Genomic DNA, 20,049 nt, shown 5'->3' with positions numbered 1-20,049 from the left:
GAGTGGTAGTGTATCAAACAGCTATAATCCTGATATTTTTATCAAATTTGATTTTGGTACAAATACATTAAATTATAGTGTCGATAAAACTAATTGGTACACATTTAAGGCAGGTTCATTATTGAAAGTTTGGGAGATAAAAAATCAAGGCTTACCCGTCACAAAATATTTTGAACCGCCACAAATTATTGAGCTTAATATTAATAATTATGATAACCACCCTTTTCTTTTTTGGGAATGTAAAGAATTTTATACAGGATTTTTAATAGAAAGAAGAAAAAATAACAGTAACTGGTTTAAATTAAATCAAACAAACGAAAATCATTTCATTGATTATGATATTACCTGGAATGGGGGAAATAATTCAATTACTGTTGAATATCGCGTCTGGACAATAAATACAAATCTTATGTCAAGTAATCCTTCGCCCATAAAATCCATCACGATAAATCCTGAAATCCAAAAGCAATCAATTAATTTAACTGGTGACAATAATTTTAAACCATTTCAGATACCTCTGTTTATTTCAAGAAATCTAAGTAAAGATTCAGATCAATGGTTGTTCATTAGATTTGATACCTCGCAATATTTACGACAGGATGTATACAACATTATTATCGACAAGAACGAAAATGTATGGTTATCATTCAGTTTATATAATACTTATAATGCTCTTATAAAGTATGATGGATTTAATTGGTATTATTGGAAAATCTCAGACACATTTAATGTTAATCCAAATCATTTTATATCTGCAATTGATAGTAACAACATTATCTGGTTATATATGGTTGGAAAAGGGTTAATCAGTTTTGATGGTTATTCTTTTAGTTCATACTCTACTCCTTTAATTGCTGTCAAATATCCAAGAATGAACATTGATAAGTCAAGAAATAAATGGATAATTGCACCCGTAGGAAGTGGAGTTTTGAAAGTTGATAGCTTAAATAATTATTATTTTTTTAACACATCTAATTCTCCTTTACCCTCAAATAATGGTATGTTGGTAATTCCTTACGGCGATTCGATTTGGATTTGTACATTTAAAGGGCTGGTTTTACTATACAATAACGAATGGAAAATCTATGATACAACTAATACTAAAATGCCAAGTCAAGAAATTACTTATTTTGTTAAAGATTTATATGGTACACGCTGGCTTGGTACAAGAAGAATGGGATTATTAAAATGGATAAATGACTCAACATTTATTGTATTTAACTCAAATAACGCACCTTTCACTAATAATTATATTAATGTTATTACCGTTGATAAATTTAATAATCTCTGGATAGGAACTGATGATGGATTATTGAAATATGATGGGACAAATTTTACTTTATTTGATCAAACAACTAACCGAAGCATTGTGGATATAAAAATTGATAAATTCAATAATAAATGGATTGCCAGTGACTATGGCCAAGACTGGGGTCTCGCAATTTTTAATGAAAATGGTATAAGTGGCGTTAATCTACCAACCAATGTTTATGATAATAATTACATTGAAAAAAAATTTATTCTCTTTCAAAACTATCCTAATCCGTTTAATTCAAAAACAAAAATTAAATTCTCAATCCCTATCTCTGGATTTACAAGCTTAAGAATCTACAACCTACTCGGCCAGGAAATTGTAACTCTTGTGAATGAACATAAACAAATCGGGGAATACGAAATTGAATTCAATGCCGATCAATATAATCTAAGTACAGGAGTTTATATTTATCAATTGAAAAACAATTCTTTGGTTCAAACTAAAAAATTTATTTTGATGAAATAAGAAATTGATTAAAAATTTTAACTTTAATCTTACATTTGTCCAATGAAATTAAGCAAACCTCAGAGTCTTTAAAATTTGTGTAAATGGAATTTTGATATTAAAGAGTATAATTTAACTCATACCGAAAAAATAACAGATAAATGAAAAATAACAACTGAACAGTTCTGTGTCTGTACTTTCCATCTTAGATAAATTTCTATAAGCTAAGAATACTATTTTTTATGTGCATCATCATTTAAGGTCAATAATTTTTTAACGGAAAATTTTCAAAAATAAAATCTATTGTAAGTTAAGCGAAGCAATTTTCCCGGAAACAAATAAATCTCTTTTAGAAAGAACAACTATTTGTATAACATTTACATTCTATGAATTTCATTCAATAAATATTCATATCCCAATATTTTTTAATCTGAGTATTGTTATAGATAAATCTCATAAAAACATAATTGAAAAATGTTTTTAGATTAGTAAATACCCATTAAGCCTTTTAGCGAAAAAGATGATTATTAAAATCTCAAATACAATAATCAGTGTAAGTCCTCTAATGTCCGCCCCCCGCATATATTAAACAGCTTTAAAATTCTTGTTTACAAAATCACAAGCAAAGGATTTCATTTTATTAATTCTTATTTTTCTCCTATATCACAGGAGGATTTATTTTTAGTCTTTTAAAAAAATTTTCATTTTTCATTTTTTGTTTACCACAGCTCTAACAACCTTAACCTGTAAAAGGACACCAGCTCAACCAGATGATTATGATAGATTTACTTTTACATTTGAAGATGCCAGCTGCACAGAAGCCTGGTTCAATTTGAAATTAATGATTTACAATTCCCCGAATTTAAAGCTCTTCACCCAATGCAACTTTCAAGAGTTGTGTTTAATAATGATTTTAATGAAAGAGAAGAATTAATACTTTTTTAAGCAGAATTAATCTGAAAAATTTTTAGACAAATTAAATTTTATTTCTCCAGGAGTTTACCGACCCCAAATGCAATGGCAGCCAATAAACAGGTTTGAGCGAACATATGCCAAGTTGCATTTGCAAAAACAATAAAAGAGCCGGAAAATTTTCCAATTAGTCCTATTACAATACTTAGAGCGGCGACAATGAGAAGGATTAAAATAACTTTATTCTTCATTTTTGAACCCCTTATGTTTACAATTCAAAAGTAGTCAGCTTTTATTTGAAATTCAAATCCATTAAGACTTTTAATAAAGAACTTTCATTTAAATTCAAATTACCTCGAGCCTGTTAATACAATAATCTTCCCTTATAAGATTTATAGAGAAAGAAAATCAAATACCCTCATTTTCATTCAAATCTTTTCCAGGATTTTAAAAAAATAATTAATTAATTTGAACCAGGTCATAACATTTAATTGAGGTGACTTATGAAATCAGATAATTTCCTGCCGCTTTTTTCTAATAGAAAAACTACAAACCCACAAAAACCAAAAAAGAGTTTCATAATATCATTCATTATAACTTTAATAATCTATTTGTTGCTCACTAAAATTTTAAACGGGCAAACACTTGTCCAGGTAATCAATTTGCCCAACGACAATTTCTTTAACTATGGATATGGTTTAACAATTCGAGATGGACTTTTGTGGGTTTCAAGTTCATATTCGACTGGAAATTTAGGGGCAAAACTCTATGCAGTTGATACGCTTGGTATAATTCGAGATAGTGTAATCTTTAGCAGTTCACATGTGAACTCATCACAGGGTTTAACAACAGATGGAAATGTTTTTTACTTTGTTCAAAGATACACAGCAAGATGTAGAATTATTAGAATTGCTAAAAATGGTCAGATACTTGATTCATTGAATTGGCCTACTGCTTCAAGCGTTTATCTTGGCGGACTTGCTTATGACGGACAAATATGGGCTTCAGTTTACTATCCAAATTCAAGTGCTGCACTTTATCGGATTGATATAAACACAAGTCAGGTTACAGATACAATTCCAGTTTTTGGTTTACAACCTCAGGGTATTGCAGTCAAAGGAGATACAATATTTTATGTAATGGATGGATTTGATGGAGACCCGGAAAGAATTTATGCTGTAAACAGATTTACAAAAGATACTCTTTTTTCATTCCCGCTTCCTGAAACACCCGGACAACGACAAAATCCAAGAGGACTTGCTTGGGATGGAAATTACCTTTACCTCCTTGCTGAACCTGTTGGTGCATCATCGGGCAGACAAATCTTTAAATATGTAATTGGCGGTGGAAGTCCATCTATTAACATCCCAACAAAATTTTTTGATTTTGGTAATGTTGTTCTTGGAAATTCAGGACAGATTACCGCAACAATTGTTAATAATGGAACTGCAAATCTCGTAATTGACAGCCTAAGATTTTTCTACTCATCAAGATTTACAACTAATCTAACAACACCAGCAATCATTCAACCAAATGGTAATCTGAGCTTTCAAATCTTCTTTTCGCCAATCGCATACGGTTCGGATAGTTCTCATCTCTATATTTATCACAATGATTTATCACGACCTGCGCAGGTGATAAGATTGGTTGGAAATGGAATTTATGGTCAGGGAGTAATTAGTGTTCCGCCGTCTTATAATTTTGGAACCAAAAGAGTTGGAAGCACAAATTTCTGGTGGATGAAAATTGAAAACTTAAGCAATCAACCAATTAACATTTTTTCATGGAATACATCAATTCCAGATTTTTATCTTGAACCAGATATCTTTCCTTTAAATTTACCTGCTAATAGTTTTAAATATGTAAGAGTGTGGTTCAATCCAAGATCTTCAGGATTAATTTCTGATACTTTAAGAATCATCAACAATTCTACAAATGCTCCAGAAGCAAAGATTTTTTTAACAGGCACAGGCGAAATTCAGAATCTTTCACTTGCTCAACCTTTATGGACTCATACAATGCCCAATCATCCAATTTCAAACACATACAGAACCATAAAAGGAATTAGAGCTATCAACGATATAACCGGTGATGGCAAATCTGATGTAATTGTCTGCACTGAAAACTATTGGACTGCAGCATTAAATGGAAATTCTTCAGGCGGGAATGATACTCTGTGGTCTTTTAATACTTACATTTCAAATTCAAGTGCAGGTTCTATTGGCTCAACCGGAGATTATTCTTATCAAAAAGCGCTTTCAATCGCAAGTGACTTAAATGGCGATGGCTTTAATGATGTAGTAATCGGAACAGGTGGTGGAAATGAGTCCGTTTATGCTTTAAATGGCAAAACAGGTCAAATGTTATGGAAATTTGGAACTGATCATCCCGATAGTTTTGCTTTAGGTGATATAACTGGTGTCGATGCAACAACCGATTTTAATAACGATGGTATTCCAGATGTAATAGCAGCTGCAAGTGCAACTCAATCAGGCGGAGTAGCTGGAAGAAGATCGGTTTATCTTTTCAATGGACCAAATGGACAAATTATCTGGCAAAGATTTGTCGGTGGATTTACTCATGGAGTTACCGCAATTCCAGATATAAACAATGATGGAATTCCAGATGTCATTGCAACAGTTGGTGAACCAGTTTATCAATTTCAGGCATTAAGCGGAGCAAATGGAAATTTAATCTGGGCATATCAAGTTGGTTCGAATACTGGCGGTGCAAAAGAAGTTTTAGTATTTCCAGTTCCAGGTCAAAAACCTGATGTAATTGCTGGAGCTTTCTGGGGCCCAGTTTATCGATTGAAAGGAACAACTGGTTTACCTCTGTGGACATTTTCAACCGGCGGCGGTGCACCAACTCAAATGAAAATCTTAAGAGATGTAAACGGAGATGGAGTTGATGAAGTTGTAATTTCAATTTTAGCAGGCGGCGCTGTTTGTGTTGATGGTGCAAATGGAAATACTCTATGGTACAAATCAACTGGCAATACTATGGGTGTTGATATAATTCCAGACTTAAATGGAGACGGCTCCGATGATGTTGTGTTTGCAGTACAAAATCAAGGAGCTCTAATTGTAAATGGCAGCAATGGTAATGAACTGGCTCTTTATTCATTTGGTGGAAATACTCAGGCAAGAGAAGTTGCTGTTGTCCCTGATCTTGATAATAATGGTTCAAAAGAAATTTTGGTTGGGTCAAATCTTGGTAATGTTGCGCTGCTCTCTGGTGGTGTAGTTGTTCAAGCAAGTTCAATTCAAGTTACAAAACCAAATGGCGGTGAAATCTGGTATGTGAATCAACATAAATTAATTGAGTGGACAAGTACGAATGTAAACAATGTGAAAATAGAAATTTCGACTAATAATGGAAGCACATGGAATCTAATTGCAACAAACATTGCTGCTCAATCTGGTTCTTATGAATGGTTAGTAACGGGTTCTACTTCAGAACAATGTTTGATTAAAATTTCTTCTCTTGAAAATCCAAATGTCTTCGATATTAGCGACAATACTTTTTCGATTAGAACTGAGTTGTGCGTTAACTTTTCTTTAAATTCAGGATGGAATATTGTTTCTGTTCCTGTTGCAAGAACAAATATGTCAAAGACTGATATCTTTCCAAATGCAACATCATCAGCGTTTGCATTTAGTCAATCAATCGGTTACTACACAGTTGATACTCTTTCAAATGGAAAAGGTTATTGGTTGAAATATCCAAACTCAACTCAAGTTACGGTTTGCGGTTTACCAATTGAAAATCCTTTTGCTAATGTAAAAGCTGGATGGAATTTAATTGGTGGATTTGAAAATGATGTTTCAGTGAATTCGATTACAACGAATCCGCCTGACATTTTGCAATCTTATTTCTTCGGTTACCAGAATGGATATTTTGTTGCCAGCACAATTCAAAAAGGCAAAGGTTACTGGATAAAAGTTTCTCAAGATGGGAAAATTATTTTTAATCAAAATATGGGGAAAGTAAAGTCTAAATTCTCAACACTTGAAAAAATATTAAGTGACGCTGGTGAATTAATAATTACAGATAATCAAGATCGAAGCGTAAAACTTTATCTGAGTGACAATTTGGAAAATGATTTGTTTGAATTGCCACCAACTCCACCAGCTCAAATTTTTGATGTTCGATTTTCTTCAAATCGATTTGTTGAAAATGTTAATAAGGAAAATTATTTGATCATAAACTCGGGAGAATATCCAATTAGAATTAAATCAACAAAATTAAAAGTCAAAGTTGAAAGCGAGCCTAATCAAGAGATTAGCCAAACACTTACGCCCGGTGATGAATTAGTTATCGAGGATAAAAACATAAAGCTGTTAAAACTTTCACCTGTTACAATTCCAGATAGAACTGAACTTTATCAAAATTATCCAAATCCGTTTAATCCTGTTACAAAGATTAAGTTTGCATTAAAAGAAAAATCCAGAGTTCAGTTAAAATTGTTCGATGTGATTGGCAGAGAAATCTCTACATTGATTGATGAAGAAAGAGAAGCAGGTATCTATAGCTTTATTTTTGATGCTGCTCAGTACAAAATTCCAAGTGGAATATATTTCTACCAATTAATTTCTGGAGATTATAAATCAATAAAGAAAATGGTCTATTTGAAATAAAAATTATTGCTCTTCAATTAGAGCTGTCCAGAGAAAAAATTTAATATCTCTATCTTAAATGAGCATCAACAAAAAAACTGGGCAGCTCTTACTTTTATTTTTTAAACTCATCTTTTTTCTGACAATTACCTTTCTTCAGTATCGTTCAGAATTAAAAAATGTAATCCTAAAAAATGTTTATAGTTTTAATGTCGTCAGGCTTTGACAAGCTCAGCCTGACAGAGAATTGTAATCCTGAGCCTCGACGAACGGAATGTCATACCTTCAGGATTTTTTCTTATGCGCACTTCTTCTTTCTATAATAATTTCATCCATTCTGGATTTATCAGTTAATGAAATTGTAATCAATATCTTATTCTGGTTGATTTTCACCAACTCCGAAGGAGTTGAATATGATTAGCCCCGAGTTGCACTCGGTAAATATCGCCAAAAGATAATTCCAACCCTGAAGGGGTTAAATGAGAGGTTCAAAATATTTTTAATGTTTGATTTGCAATTGAATTTTTAGGATCGTTTAAAACAATTTCTGTTATAATTGAACCCCTTTGGGGTTCTTTGTTTTTTTGTTCTCACTTACCCCCCAATGCGATTGGGGGCTATTCACATTAAACCCCTGCGGGGTTTTTATTTTTTTATTTTTTTGTTTGTGATTGTTTTTCTCTATAATAATTTCTTCCATTTTGGATTTAATTCTTTATGCGGTTTATAATTATATCTACGATAGGTCGTCGCTACGCGACTTTAGCTTTTTAGTTGTTCATAATTTTCTCTACAAAGAGGTCGTTGCTATGCAACTTCAATTTGTTTCGGGCTCAGTAATTATTCTGCTACAAATCGTTCATCACTACGCGACTTTTATTTTTCTTACCTACTAAATTTTATTCTTTAAAAGCTTTGTAGAAGCGACCTATTTGTAGTAGAGAGCAAAACCAACAAAAAATATTTAAGCTCCATAGGAGCGACCCATTATGATTTTTTTAAGGAATTGTTAACCTGAGCCTTGACGAAGGATGATATTAACTCAAATGTTCTCAATAATCGCCGTCATACTTCGATGAACTCAGTATGACAGCGAAAATTTGAGGTCATCCTGAGACTTGACGAAGTATGACCTTAAAGAATGCTTTAAGTTTAATTGTCGTCAGGCTTCGACAAGCTCAGCCTGACAAAAAAAATAAAATCAGTTTAATTAAAAGATTTTTATAAAGTAGTCGGAGTGTGATTAATCTATTTCAAATCGTTAGAAGTAATGAGAATTGCTCCAGCTTGTTCCATTTCTTTGAAAGCATTTTCAACATCGCCCTCGTTCTGATAGATTCCTTCAACACCATCCTTAATAACAAAAGTCTTAAATCCATTTTTCAATGAATCCAGTACCGTCTGTTTAACACAATACTCAGCTGTTAAACCAGTTACATATAACTCATCGACATTATTCTTTCTCAGAAATTCAGCAAGATTTTCGTTTGTCGCTTCGAAGGCAGAGTAACCATCATCTTTATTGCCAGTTCCTTTTAGAAATACTTTCTTAATTTTTTCAGTATTTAATCCATCGGGGAAATCTGCACCTTTCGTGTTCTGAACACAATGTTTAGGCCATTTTTGAAAATGAATTGAATCTTCCGGATGCCAATCCTTGGAAGCCAGAACAAGATCGAATTTATCCATTATTTTGTTCAATACAGGAATAATTACATCGCCTTTTGGAGTTGGTAAAGCTCCCCACGGGCAAAAATCATTTTGAAGGTCAACAATAAATAACGCTTTCATAATTTACCCTCCTTATTTTTTCTGATTAAATTATCTCGAAGCTCTAAAAGTTTCGGAGTTATTCCAACTTTATAGATATGGGGATACTCAAATCTCTTATGTTCATCAGGCAGTTGCGAGAAACGAAATTCAGAATAAGATGCAATCTCATTTACAGATTTTTCGGGAACAATTACATCACCATTTTTTACAACCTGTTCCAGAATTTCTTCTCTTTTCAATTCTTTCAAATTACATTTTTTATAAATATCGAACGGATGAATCATTAAGTCAATTTCATCTTCATCAATCAACGCGATACAATCAGCATAGAATTTTCCTTCACCATTAAAATAACGGTAAATCTTTTTTGGTCCCGGTAAAGTTACTTTGCTAATATCTTCAGATAATTTAATTGTTGGATTATCTTCAATCTGACAGATTTTATAAACACCATCCAACGCTGCATCTTTCTGACCGGTAATTAGATTTGTCCCAACACCAAAGAAATCAATTGGTGCATTTTGTTCGTCAAGACTTTTAATTAGATATTCATCGAGCTGATTAGAAGCGACAATTTTCACATAATTCAATCCAGCCTCGTCTAACATTTTTCTTGCTTTCTTTGAGAAGTAAGCAAGGTCACCACTATCTAATCGAATTGCTTTCAATCTTTTACCCTTTTGCTCAAGCTCCTTTGCAACTTTAATCGCATTTGGAATTCCACTCCGCAGTGTGTCGAATGTATCAACAAGAAGAATACAATTATCAGGATAAAACTCGGCAAACTTTCTAAAAGCCTCGAGTTCATTTTCGAAACTTTGAATCCAGGAGTGAGCTTGAGTACCAGCTGGAATTAAATCATAATTAAATGCTGCTAAAACATTAGAAGTACTGTTCACTCCACCAATTACCGCAGCTCGACTTGCAAATAAAGATGCCAGTCCCTGACCTCTTCTTAATCCAAAGTCAGATATAATTTTATCTTTTGCCGCAAATCGAATTCTTTTTGCTTTTGTTGCAATCAATGATTCAAAATTAATTAGATTAAGAAGAAGTGACTCAATAATCTGAGTTTCAATAATATTTCCCTCGACTCTAATTAAAGGCTCGTAAGGAAAAACAATTTCACCTTCTCTAGCAGAATAAATACTTCCAGCAAAACGAAATTCTTTCAAGTAGTCGAGAAATTCATCTTTAAAGCCTTTCGATTTCAAAAAATCAATTGCTTCACTTCCAAAACGAAAAATTTTTAATAACTCAAGTAAATCGGAAACTCCTGCAAAAACTGTATAACCAGAACCAAAAGGATTTTTGCGGAAAAAGTAATCGAAGGTTGCTTTTAAATTGCGTCGATTGCTCAAAAAATAACCCTGAGCCATTGTAAGCTCATAATAATCAAGATAAAGGCCGAAGTTTTCAAATAGATTTTTCATAGCAATTAAAAAATATAAAAAGCAAAAGAATTTAAGAAATAAAATTAGACAAATTGAAAATTCAGAACTTCCGTTTTAAGCGAGATATGTTTTTAAAATTAAAAAAGGTTTAGCAGAGTTTATCCGCTAAACCTTTTCGATTAACTAAAATTTTAAATCATTCGTTTTCGTTCTGGTATTGAATTACAGGTAACGAAATAGTTGAATTGCTTTCGTAAGTTTCTGTTTGAACAGGGATACCGGATCTGTATTCTTCAGGCTTAACATCTGGATAAACGAAAGTTTCATATTTGTAATTTCTAAGAATTAATTTTTCATCATCCTGATACAAAACGTATTGAGGAAGCAATGGAATTTTTCCACCACCGCCAGGTGCATCAATAACATAATATGGAACTGCAAGTCCCGATGTATGTCCACGCAATTTATCCATAATTTCGAGACCGACTTTCACAGGTGTTCTGAAATGATTTGCACCTTTTGTCAAATCAGCTTGATACAAGTAATAAGGTCTAACTCTCATTAAAAGTAATTTTCTGAAAAGTTCTTTAATAACTTCTGGATCATCATTTACGCCTTTCATAAGTACGGTTTGATTACCAATCGGAATTCCAGCATCGGCTAAAAGTTCGCAGGCTCGTTTGCTTTCAGGAGTAATTTCCCAGGGATGATTAAAATGAGTATTCACATAAATTGGATGATATTTCTTCAGCATCCTTACAAGTTTCGGGGTAATTCGATGTGGAAGAACTACTGGCATTCGAGTACCGAGACGAATTATTTCAACATGAGGAATTTGTCTTAATCTTTGAAGAATTTTTTCAAGCATTGCATCAGTTAACATCAATGGATCGCCACCAGAAAGAATAACATCTCGAATTTCTTTATGCTCTTCAATGTATTTGAATGCTGCCTCAAGACCTCGCATTGAAATTTTGGATGAATCACCAACCTTTCTCTTCCTTGTACAGAATCGACAGTACATTCCACACTGGCTCGTTGTAAGAAAGAGAACACGATCAGGATATCTGTGAGTTATATTTGGAACAGGACTCATTGAATCTTCACCCAAAGGATCTTCAGGAGCGTCAATATCATTTAGTTCTGTTTCATCTGGAACGCATTGCAACCATATTGGATCGCCAGGATAACGGATCAAACTAAGATAATATGGATTGATGCGAGCCTGGAAGAATTTATCCAGTCTTTCAGCCACTCGTCTATCGAGTTTAAATTTCTCGACGAGTTGATCGACTGAATGAATGCTGTCTCTGATCATTTTTTGCCAGAGTTCCATAGTTAATCCCCTTGATTTTGTAAGTATTTGCCGAAGATTATTAAGCTATCACCCTGTTTGTAAAAGTCTTTGATGATAGCAAGTTCATTGTAATTGTTTTTCTTATAAAAATTTCTTGTAGTTTGATAGTCATCACGCGATGATGTTTCTGCTAAAATTAATCTTCCATTTTTTGATGCAACAAATTCTTCAGCATCTTTTATCAATTGTGATCCAACTCCTGAACCGCGTGTTCCAGGATCAACAACAATCCAATACAAATCATAAACTCCATCAGTTAATGCACGATGACCTATGCAGTAATATCCTAAAACTTTTCCATTTTCTTCGGCAACTTTGAAGAAATAATCTTTTTGTTCTGGATTATTCAAGGCAATATCAATTAATTCTAATCCTACTTCTTTCTCTTCGAGTGAAAAATTTTCTGTTCTAAATAAAATATCTTTTAATTTTTCTCTGTCTTCTTTTTTCATTTCTCGAATTTTCATTTTCTTCTTTCTAAAGCAAATTCAATTATGCGAATTAAAAGTTCATCATAATCTAATCCGTACGCTTTCGCTGCTCTGGCAAAACCAGCATCTTTTGAGATATCTGGATTTGGATTTACTTCAAGAATGTAAGGTTTATTATTTTTATCAATTCGAAAATCAACCCGGCAGTAATCTCGGCAACCGAAAAGATTTGAAACATCTAGAGCAATTCTCTTTATATGTTCTGCAAGTTCATCATCAAGCGGTGCAGGGCACACAGGGATTGTATTTTGACAGTAAAGACTATCTTTAATCCACTTGCCGTCATAAGTTACAATCTTTGGTAGATCATCTGGCAAAGTATCAAAGCTAATTTCAGAAAGTGGAAGAGCGACTTTTTCTTTATCACCAAGAATAGCTGAATTAATTTCTCTTCCTTCAATATATTCTTCAACCAAAACTGGCTGCTTTAAAGTATTATAAATAAATTCAAGCTGCTCTTTTAATTCATTTTCATTATATACAACCGATTGCTCACTTATTCCAACACTTGCATCTTCCTGTGATGGTTTCACAATCATTGGAAATTCAGGTTTTGAATCAAAAATTATTTTTGATGGATTCGCATAAAGTTTCCAGTCCGGGACATTAAATCCAGCTCCCTTCATTAGCAATTTTGCACGATGTTTATTCAAACAAAGACCAAGAGTAACAGCGCTGCATCCAGTGTAAGGGATATTATAAAGTTCATAAATTCCAGCAACATACATCTCTTTAATTGATTCACCGCCAACACTCTCAACTAAATTGAAGACAACATCATAATTCCCCGCTCCAACTTTTGAACATAATTCACTAATGTTATCAAGAAGATTAAAAGATTCTGTTTTATATCCTCTTTCAGTTAATGCTTCTTTAATTTCTTCATACTCTTCTAAAACACCAACTTCAGATAAATCTATTGAGTTAGAAGATTCAGATTTTATCCTCCTGCCATCATAACTTTCGAATATTCCACCAACTGGTTGGTTATATACTAAAAGTATTTTAATATCTTCTTTCATATTCCATATCTTTTTCTTGCTTCATTCAAAACTGCATTTATCATTTCCTCGTAAGTCATTCCAGCTGCTCTTGCAGCTTTTGGATAACAGGAATTATCTTTTGGATCGGGCAAAATTCCCGGTAAAGGATTTATCTCAAGTACATTTGGAACATCATTTTCATCAAGTCTGATATCAATTCTTGACCAATCTCGGCATCGCAAAACTCGATATGTTGCAAGCGCAATTTTTTCAATCTGAGTTCTTAATCTTTCATCTATATTGGCTGGACATTCATAAATATCAAGAGGATCTTCTCTTGTATCGAAAATCCATTTCGCTTCATAAGAATAAATTGGCAAAACTCCTTCCGGCAATTCTTCAAATTTCATCTCAATAATTGGCAAAACTTTTGCATCTTTTCCATTTCCAAGAATTGCAACGGTAAATTCTCTTCCTTCCAGAAATTTTTCGACCAGTGCAGATTGATTATAAATCTGATGTATTTTTTGAATTTCTCTTAATAATTCTTCTTTTGTTCTCACAACCGATGAATTATATATTCCTTTGCTCGAACCTTCTGCAACCGGTTTTACGATAGCAGGCAAAGGAAAATCAATTGAACTATAATCATCATCTTTATCGATCAAAACAAATTGAGGGGTTGGAATCTTATAAAACGAAAGTATTTCTTTTGTTCGAGATTTATCTAAACAAATTCCAAGTGTGACAGGATCTGAACCAGTGTATGGAATATTTAAGAATTCAAGCATGGCAGGAATCTGGGCTTCACGACTAATTCCATTAAAACCTTCTGCAATATTGAACACGATATCGGGATTTAACTCACGGAATGTTTCGAATGCATCATTATCAGCTTCAACTAAAGTTACATTGTGATATAATGCGAGTGCATCTCTGACGGCATTAATTGTTTCTTCAGTGTCCCATTCTGCAAAAGTATCTTGATTGATCTCAGAATTGTAATTGAATTTTTTGAGAAAAGGATACTTAGCCGATGGAGTGTCAAAACCTTCCTGCTTAATGTTATAGGTGAGAACAACATTTAATTTTTTTCCAGAAGAAGTATAAGTACTAATAAATCACTCTCTCAATTTGTTCAACATATTCACTTAATTCACTTGCTAATATATGATTTATAAATTTTTTGTCAATAGTTTTTGAATGATTTTAAAAATTTTTTTTGATGAGTGATGTGTGAGTTGATAAAAAAATTTTTCTTGTTGAAAATGATGTGAATGATTTTTTGAAATAAGAAGAAAACATTATTCAAGTTTTTATTAATTCTTTTTCATACTCAAAAAAATTCTTAATGCGAGAGATAAGATTTTGTTTGATGTGTTTAAAAATATTTTTATGAAATGATTAATGATTAAAACTCGGAGAAGTGATTATTAATAACTTTCTTTCTCGTTTGGGAAATTGCCGCTTCGAACATCTTCGATATAATGTTTAAATGCATCGAAGATAGTTTCAGAGAGATGAGCATACTTTCTAACAAATCGAGGATTAAATTCTTCTGTCAAACCAAGCATATCATACACAACGAGTATCTGTCCATCAACAAATTTTCCTGCGCCGATTCCGATTGTTGGAATTTTAACGGATTGAGTAATTCTCTTTGCAAGTTTTGCTGGTACTTTTTCAATTACAATAGCAAAAGCACCTGCCTCTTCAAGCGCTTTAGCATCACGAATTAATTGCTGAGCTTCTTCTTTTTCTCTTCCTCTTGGCTGATAACCACCGAAACGATGAATCGATTGTGGTGTTAATCCAATGTGCCCCATTACTGGAATTCCATTTGCAGTAAGCTTTGCAACTGTTTCCGCAAAAATTTCACCACCTTCAATTTTCACTGCACCTGCATCAGTTTCTTTCATAATTCTTCCAGCATTTCTAAATGCTTCTTCGATGTTTGTCTGGTAAGACATAAAGGGCATATCAACAACAATCATTGCTCTTTTGACACCACGTTGGACAGCTTTTGTATGATAAATCATATCGTCGAGAGTGACTGGCAATGTTGTCAAATGTCCTTGAAAAACATTTCCAAGCGAATCGCCCACAAGAATAATATCAATCCCAGCACGATCACAGAGGCGAGCAATTAAAAAATCATATGCTGTAAGTGCAGTTATTTTTTCGCCGTTATCTTTCATCTCCTGAATTCTTCTCGTGGTAACTTTCTTAATTTCTGATGTCGAGCTCATACCATCACCTCACTCTCGATAAAATTTACTTCAAAAACTTTTTCAAAACCTTTTTTTAAGCAATATTTTAATTTTTCCAGATCAATTTCAGAGTTGAGAATTTCTTTTAATGAAATTGTTTTTTCATCAAGATCGCTTCTTAAAATTTTTCTTTCTTCATCATTTAAGTTAAGGTAATCAACTATTCTTTTGTGATAATCTCCAATTAAAATTGAACCATGCTGAAGAGTTATATCATTAATAACTCTTTGTGCTGAACCTACAAGCTTTTTGTTTTGAAATTTAATTTCATTTCTTGCTGAACTTGAAAAGCAAGGAATAGAACGAGATGATTTGTAAAAATTCTTGAAATCAATCTGTGATTTTTCGAGTTCAACCGACTTCAATTTTTCATCATAGAGATGTAATCCCTCAAGCAATGCATAATTAATTTTATAATAAACTTCGTGCGGAGAAAACAAATCAAGGGGTATTGTAACGGAGTAGGTTAATTCATCGGAATGCAAAATTGCTCTGCCGCCGGTTGGTCTTCTAACAATATCAATGGAATCTTTTTCGCATAATTTTGAATTAATCGATTCGATTTTTTGATGGTAGCCCAAAGAAATAGAAAAAGGCTGCCATTGATAGAAACGTAAAAATGGAATTCTTTCTTCCCTAACTTTTTCAACAAGCTTTAAATCAAAATCCATATTAAAGGTGCCGGTGTTTTTCCCCGTATCTATATAGTACCATTCTTTCATTTACTAATTCCGCGACGACTTTTTTCAATAAAGTCCAAAAGATTTTTTACTTCGCTTGTCTGTTTAATTTCATTCCTGATTTTTTCAACAGCTTGAGTAGTATTAAAGAATGGACTGTAAAGAATATTATAAGCTTCCTTGAGTGAGGTGATTGCATCAACTGAAAATCCACGCCGCTTCAATCCAATGATGTTTAATCCTTCGTAATGTATCGGATTGCCGCTGAATAAAGTGTAAGGAGGAATGTCTTTCACAATTTTTGAACAAGCACCAATCATCGCATGCTGCCCGATACTTGTAAATTGATGAACACCCGTCAGACCGCCAATGATAACATAATCTTCAACATGCACATGACCAGCAAGCTCAACCGAATTAGCAAGAATACAATTATTACCAACCACACAATCATGAGCAATGTGAACATAAGCCATCAAAAGGCAATTATTTCCAACAATTGTTTTTTTTGTTGCCGAAGTTGCCCGACTTATCGTAACGGCTTCTCTAATTGTATTATTATCACCGATAAAGACTTCTGTATATTCATTATTAAATTTTAAATCTTGGGGGACAGCAGCAATTACAGCGCCCGGAAAAATTTTATTGTTCTTTCCGATTCTTGCACCATTATAAACGACAACATGACTTAATAATTTTGTTCCGCTGTCAATTTTTACATCTCCTTCAACAATACAGAAGGGACCAATTACAACATCATCTGCGATCTGTGCTTCGCTTGATACAATTGAGGTAGGATGAATTTCAGGCATAAGTCTTATTTCTGTGATTTTTGACTTTCTTCTTTTGGAACAACTGCAGCCATAAATTCAGCTTCGGCGGCAAGATTTCCATCAACGATGGCTCTTCCCTTCATTGTGAATGTTTTGCTTCTTGAATTTACAAGTTCAACTTCTAAAACTAACTGATCACCTGGAACAACTGGTTTTCTAAATTTTGCATTGTTAATAGCCATAAAGTAAACTAAACTATTTTCAAAATCAGGGATAGAATTAAGGAGCAAAATTCCACTTGTTTGGGCAAGAGCTTCAATAATCAAGACGCCGGGCATAACCATTTGTCCCGGGAAATGTCCCTGAAAATATGGTTCGTTGATAGTTACATTTTTAATACCAACGACTCTTTCTCCCATTTTCAAATCAACGATCTTATCGACAAGCACAAAAGGATAACGATGGGGAAGGATTCTGAGAATTGCATTTGCATCAAATACAACGCCTTCCTTTTTAATAAATTGATATTTCTTCTCAAGTTTTTTCTGCTGATAAAGTTTTCTAATCATTCGAGCAAATTCAACATTTGCTCTATGACCAGGGCGAGCTGCTAAAATTTGTGCTTTAAGCGGGACACCAATTAATGCAAGATCACCAATCAAATCTAAAACTTTGTGACGCGCAGGTTCATTTTTGAATCGGAGAGTCTCGTTATTTAGAATTCCATTTTCACCAATGAACAAAGGATGTTTGATATTTAACTTTTGAGCTAAATTGTTTAATTCTTTTTCATCAAGTTTTCTGTCAACAATTACAACAGCGTTATCAATATCTCCGCCTTTTATTAAATTTTGATTAACGAGTTGTTCAACTTCGCTTAAAAAGCAAAATGTTCTTGCAGTGGAATACTCTGTAATAAATTCTTTTTCAAGGCTAAATAAACTTGAATGCTGACTTCCGAGAGCAGGATTGTTGTAATCAATCATTATTGTAATTCTAAAGTCATCAAGAGGAAGTGCAACTATATCAATTCCTCTTTCTTCGTCGTGATACATAACTGTTTGATCAATTACTAAATAATCTTTAGGCGCTTCCTGTTCCACAATACCAGCTTCAAGAAGTGCGTCAACATAAAGTTTTGCACTTCCATCACCAATTGGCGGTTCAATTCCATCAAGTTCAATTTTTAAGTTGTCAATTTTCAATCCATAAACTGCAGCAAGAACATGTTCAACGGTATGAACCTTCGCTTCCCCAACAGCGATTGTGGTTCCTCTTGAAACATCAACAACATTTTCAACGATTGCAGGAATTTCTGGATTACCACCAAGATCTACGCGAATAAATCTAATTCCATAATTTTCTGGTGCAGGTTTAAATGTCATTGTACATTCTGTACCAGTATGAATACCAATCCCTGAAACTGTAACTGGTTTTGCAATGGTACGCTGTTGTTCAACCATAAAATTTCTCCTATTTACTCTCTTTTAGTCTTTGTTCAAGTTCATCGATACGTTTGTTCAATTTAAATAATTTTTCGCTCAGCTCTGGAAGATTTCTAATCAAAGCATTTAATTTAAATGCTTCTCTAACTTCCATAGCTGGATATCCAAAATAAACTTTCCCTTTTTTTAAGCTGTGAGATACTCCCGATTGAGCCATTACAACTACATCATCTTCAACTTCAATATGATCAGCAAAACCTACCTGACCAGCAATGATTACATTGTTACCAACTTTTGTGCTTCCGGCAAATCCAGTCTGACCAGAGACGGCACAATTTTCACCAATAACTACATTGTGAGCAATTTGAACAAGGTTATCGATCTTTGTTCCTTTTTTGATTCTTGTCTCGCCTATTGTTGCTCGATCAATGCAAGTATTTGCTCCGACTTCTACATCATCTTCAAGAACTACAATTCCAATCTGTGGAATTTTCTTGTATGTCTTATCAGGTTTTTTGTAATAACCAAAACCATCACTGCCAATTACAACCCCTGCATGAATAATATTTCTGTTGCCAACTTTGCATCTTTCACGAATTGTTACATTTGGATAGATGATTGTATCATTACCAATTTCAACATCATTCAAAATAGACACATTTGAATAAATAGTTACATTATCACCAATTCTACAATTCTTTCCAATAGAAACATTCTCTCCGCATCTAAAATTTTTTCCAAAAGTAAAGCTAACCTCTTCGGGTTTTTTATCAAATAACGGAGGTAATTCTACTTCTGGTAGAAAATACTTCTCAATTACTTTGATGAAAGAAAGATAAGGGTCAGCAACTTTAATTAAAGTTAATGCGGGGAAATTTTTGGTGAAGTCTTTTTTTACAAGTATTGCAAAAGAAGAAGCAGGATTTAAAAATTTTTCGTATTTATCTTGATATAAAAATGTAAGATCGTCTTCACCTGCTTCTTCGATCTTTGCAACATTTTTAATCACTTTATTTTTATTACCGACAACTTCACCATTAACAAGCTCGGCAATCTCTTCTACTGTGATATTCATAGAATTATTTTAATGCTTGTAAGACCTTGTTGGTTAAATCATATTTTTCATTTGCATAAAGGAGAAGGATTTCACCGCTCTTATCGAAAACAAAATCATATCCTTCTTCTTTAGCTATTTTTTCAAGAGCATTGAAAATTTTGTTTTGAATTGGTTTCATAAATTCTTCCTGCTTCTGGAAGAGCTCGCCATTTTGTCCAAATTTTTGCTCGCGGTATTGCATAATTCTATTTTCAAGATCAACAAGTTCTTTTTCTTTTTCGGCTCTTGTTTGATCACTCATAATTAATTTATCACGATCGTAAGCATCATATTTTTGTTTCCATTCCGATTCAAGTTTTCTGAGTTCTGCTTGCCATTCTTGAACCAGATTATCAAGTTTTCGTTGAGCATCCTGAGCTTCGGGAAGTTCTTTCATAATTGCTTCAGAATTTATATAACCAATTTTTACCTGAGCAAAAATTGGAAGAGCAAAAAATAATGCGGAGAGAATGATTAGCTTTTTCATAAAAGCCTCT

Annotated in this window: 15 protein-coding genes; 2 read left to right on the top strand and 13 right to left on the bottom strand. The window is 33.3% G+C overall.

Annotated elements, in window-relative coordinates:
• The first annotated feature begins 409 nt into the window (after positions 1 to 409).
• Positions 410 to 1,780 (top strand): T9SS type A sorting domain-containing protein, encoded by a 1,371-nt coding sequence (locus HPY57_06535; protein ID NPV11429.1) that lies wholly within the window; start codon positions 410 to 412, stop codon positions 1,778 to 1,780.
• A 962-nt stretch (positions 1,781 to 2,742) separates the two neighbouring features.
• On the opposite strand, the gene HPY57_06530 is transcribed toward HPY57_06535, so the two are convergent.
• Complete coding sequence (locus HPY57_06530) at positions 2,743 to 2,922, bottom strand: hypothetical protein (GenBank protein ID NPV11428.1); 180 nt, start codon at positions 2,920 to 2,922, stop codon at positions 2,743 to 2,745.
• Positions 2,923 to 3,174: 252 nt separating this feature from the next.
• On the opposite strand from HPY57_06530, the gene HPY57_06525 reads away from it, so the two are divergent.
• Entirely contained in the window at positions 3,175 to 7,311 is a 4,137-nt protein-coding gene (locus HPY57_06525; protein NPV11427.1) for a choice-of-anchor D domain-containing protein, read from the top strand.
• 1,227 nt (positions 7,312 to 8,538) lie between these two features.
• On the opposite strand, the gene HPY57_06520 is transcribed toward HPY57_06525, so the two are convergent.
• The 12 genes from HPY57_06520 to HPY57_06465 form a co-directional block, all read right to left on the bottom strand.
• Positions 8,539 to 9,081 carry a nicotinamidase gene (locus HPY57_06520; protein ID NPV11426.1) on the bottom strand — a complete coding sequence of 181 codons (543 nt, stop codon included), beginning with the start codon at positions 9,079 to 9,081 and terminating at the stop codon, positions 8,539 to 8,541.
• Positions 9,078 to 10,496 (bottom strand): nicotinate phosphoribosyltransferase, encoded by a 1,419-nt coding sequence (locus HPY57_06515; protein ID NPV11425.1) that lies wholly within the window; start codon positions 10,494 to 10,496, stop codon positions 9,078 to 9,080. Before HPY57_06515 ends, HPY57_06520 begins: the two co-directional genes overlap by 4 nt.
• Before the next feature lie 157 nt (positions 10,497 to 10,653).
• Positions 10,654 to 11,793, bottom strand: a complete 1,140-nt coding sequence (locus tag HPY57_06510) for a KamA family radical SAM protein (GenBank protein ID NPV11424.1) — start codon at positions 11,791 to 11,793, stop codon at positions 10,654 to 10,656.
• 2 nt (positions 11,794 to 11,795) lie between these two features.
• A complete protein-coding gene (locus HPY57_06505; GenBank protein ID NPV11423.1) occupies positions 11,796 to 12,281 on the bottom strand; it encodes a GNAT family N-acetyltransferase in 486 nt (161 codons plus the stop codon).
• On the bottom strand, positions 12,278 to 13,327 hold the full coding sequence (locus HPY57_06500) for an ATP-grasp domain-containing protein (protein ID NPV11422.1): 1,050 nt from the start codon (positions 13,325 to 13,327) through the stop codon (positions 12,278 to 12,280). Before HPY57_06500 ends, HPY57_06505 begins: the two co-directional genes overlap by 4 nt.
• On the bottom strand, positions 13,324 to 14,352 hold the full coding sequence (locus HPY57_06495) for an ATP-grasp domain-containing protein (protein NPV11421.1): 1,029 nt from the start codon (positions 14,350 to 14,352) through the stop codon (positions 13,324 to 13,326). Before HPY57_06495 ends, HPY57_06500 begins: the two co-directional genes overlap by 4 nt.
• A 369-nt stretch (positions 14,353 to 14,721) precedes the next feature.
• A complete protein-coding gene (gene panB / locus HPY57_06490) occupies positions 14,722 to 15,537 on the bottom strand; it encodes a 3-methyl-2-oxobutanoate hydroxymethyltransferase (protein ID NPV11420.1) in 816 nt (271 codons plus the stop codon).
• Positions 15,534 to 16,280, bottom strand: a complete 747-nt coding sequence (locus HPY57_06485; GenBank protein ID NPV11419.1) for a hypothetical protein — start codon at positions 16,278 to 16,280, stop codon at positions 15,534 to 15,536. Before HPY57_06485 ends, panB begins: the two co-directional genes overlap by 4 nt.
• Positions 16,277 to 17,050: an acyl-ACP--UDP-N-acetylglucosamine O-acyltransferase gene (gene lpxA, locus HPY57_06480; GenBank protein NPV11418.1), complete on the bottom strand. Its 774-nt coding sequence runs from the start codon at positions 17,048 to 17,050 to the stop codon at positions 16,277 to 16,279. The genes HPY57_06485 and lpxA overlap by 4 nt, the downstream gene beginning before the upstream one ends.
• A gap of 5 nt (positions 17,051 to 17,055) precedes the next feature.
• A complete protein-coding gene (locus HPY57_06475) occupies positions 17,056 to 18,474 on the bottom strand; it encodes a bifunctional UDP-3-O-[3-hydroxymyristoyl] N-acetylglucosamine deacetylase/3-hydroxyacyl-ACP dehydratase (protein NPV11417.1) in 1,419 nt (472 codons plus the stop codon).
• Between the two features lie 10 nt (positions 18,475 to 18,484).
• Complete coding sequence (gene lpxD, locus HPY57_06470; protein ID NPV11416.1) at positions 18,485 to 19,531, bottom strand: UDP-3-O-(3-hydroxymyristoyl)glucosamine N-acyltransferase; 1,047 nt, start codon at positions 19,529 to 19,531, stop codon at positions 18,485 to 18,487.
• A gap of 4 nt (positions 19,532 to 19,535) precedes the next feature.
• On the bottom strand, positions 19,536 to 20,039 hold the full coding sequence (locus tag HPY57_06465) for an OmpH family outer membrane protein (protein ID NPV11415.1): 504 nt from the start codon (positions 20,037 to 20,039) through the stop codon (positions 19,536 to 19,538).
• Between the last annotated feature and the right edge of the window lie 10 nt (positions 20,040 to 20,049).

The organism is Ignavibacteria bacterium (assembly GCA_013177855.1).
Lineage (GTDB): Bacteria > Bacteroidota > Ignavibacteria > Ch128b > Ch128b > Ch128b.
This window is presented reverse-complemented; position numbering and strand designations above follow the sequence as displayed.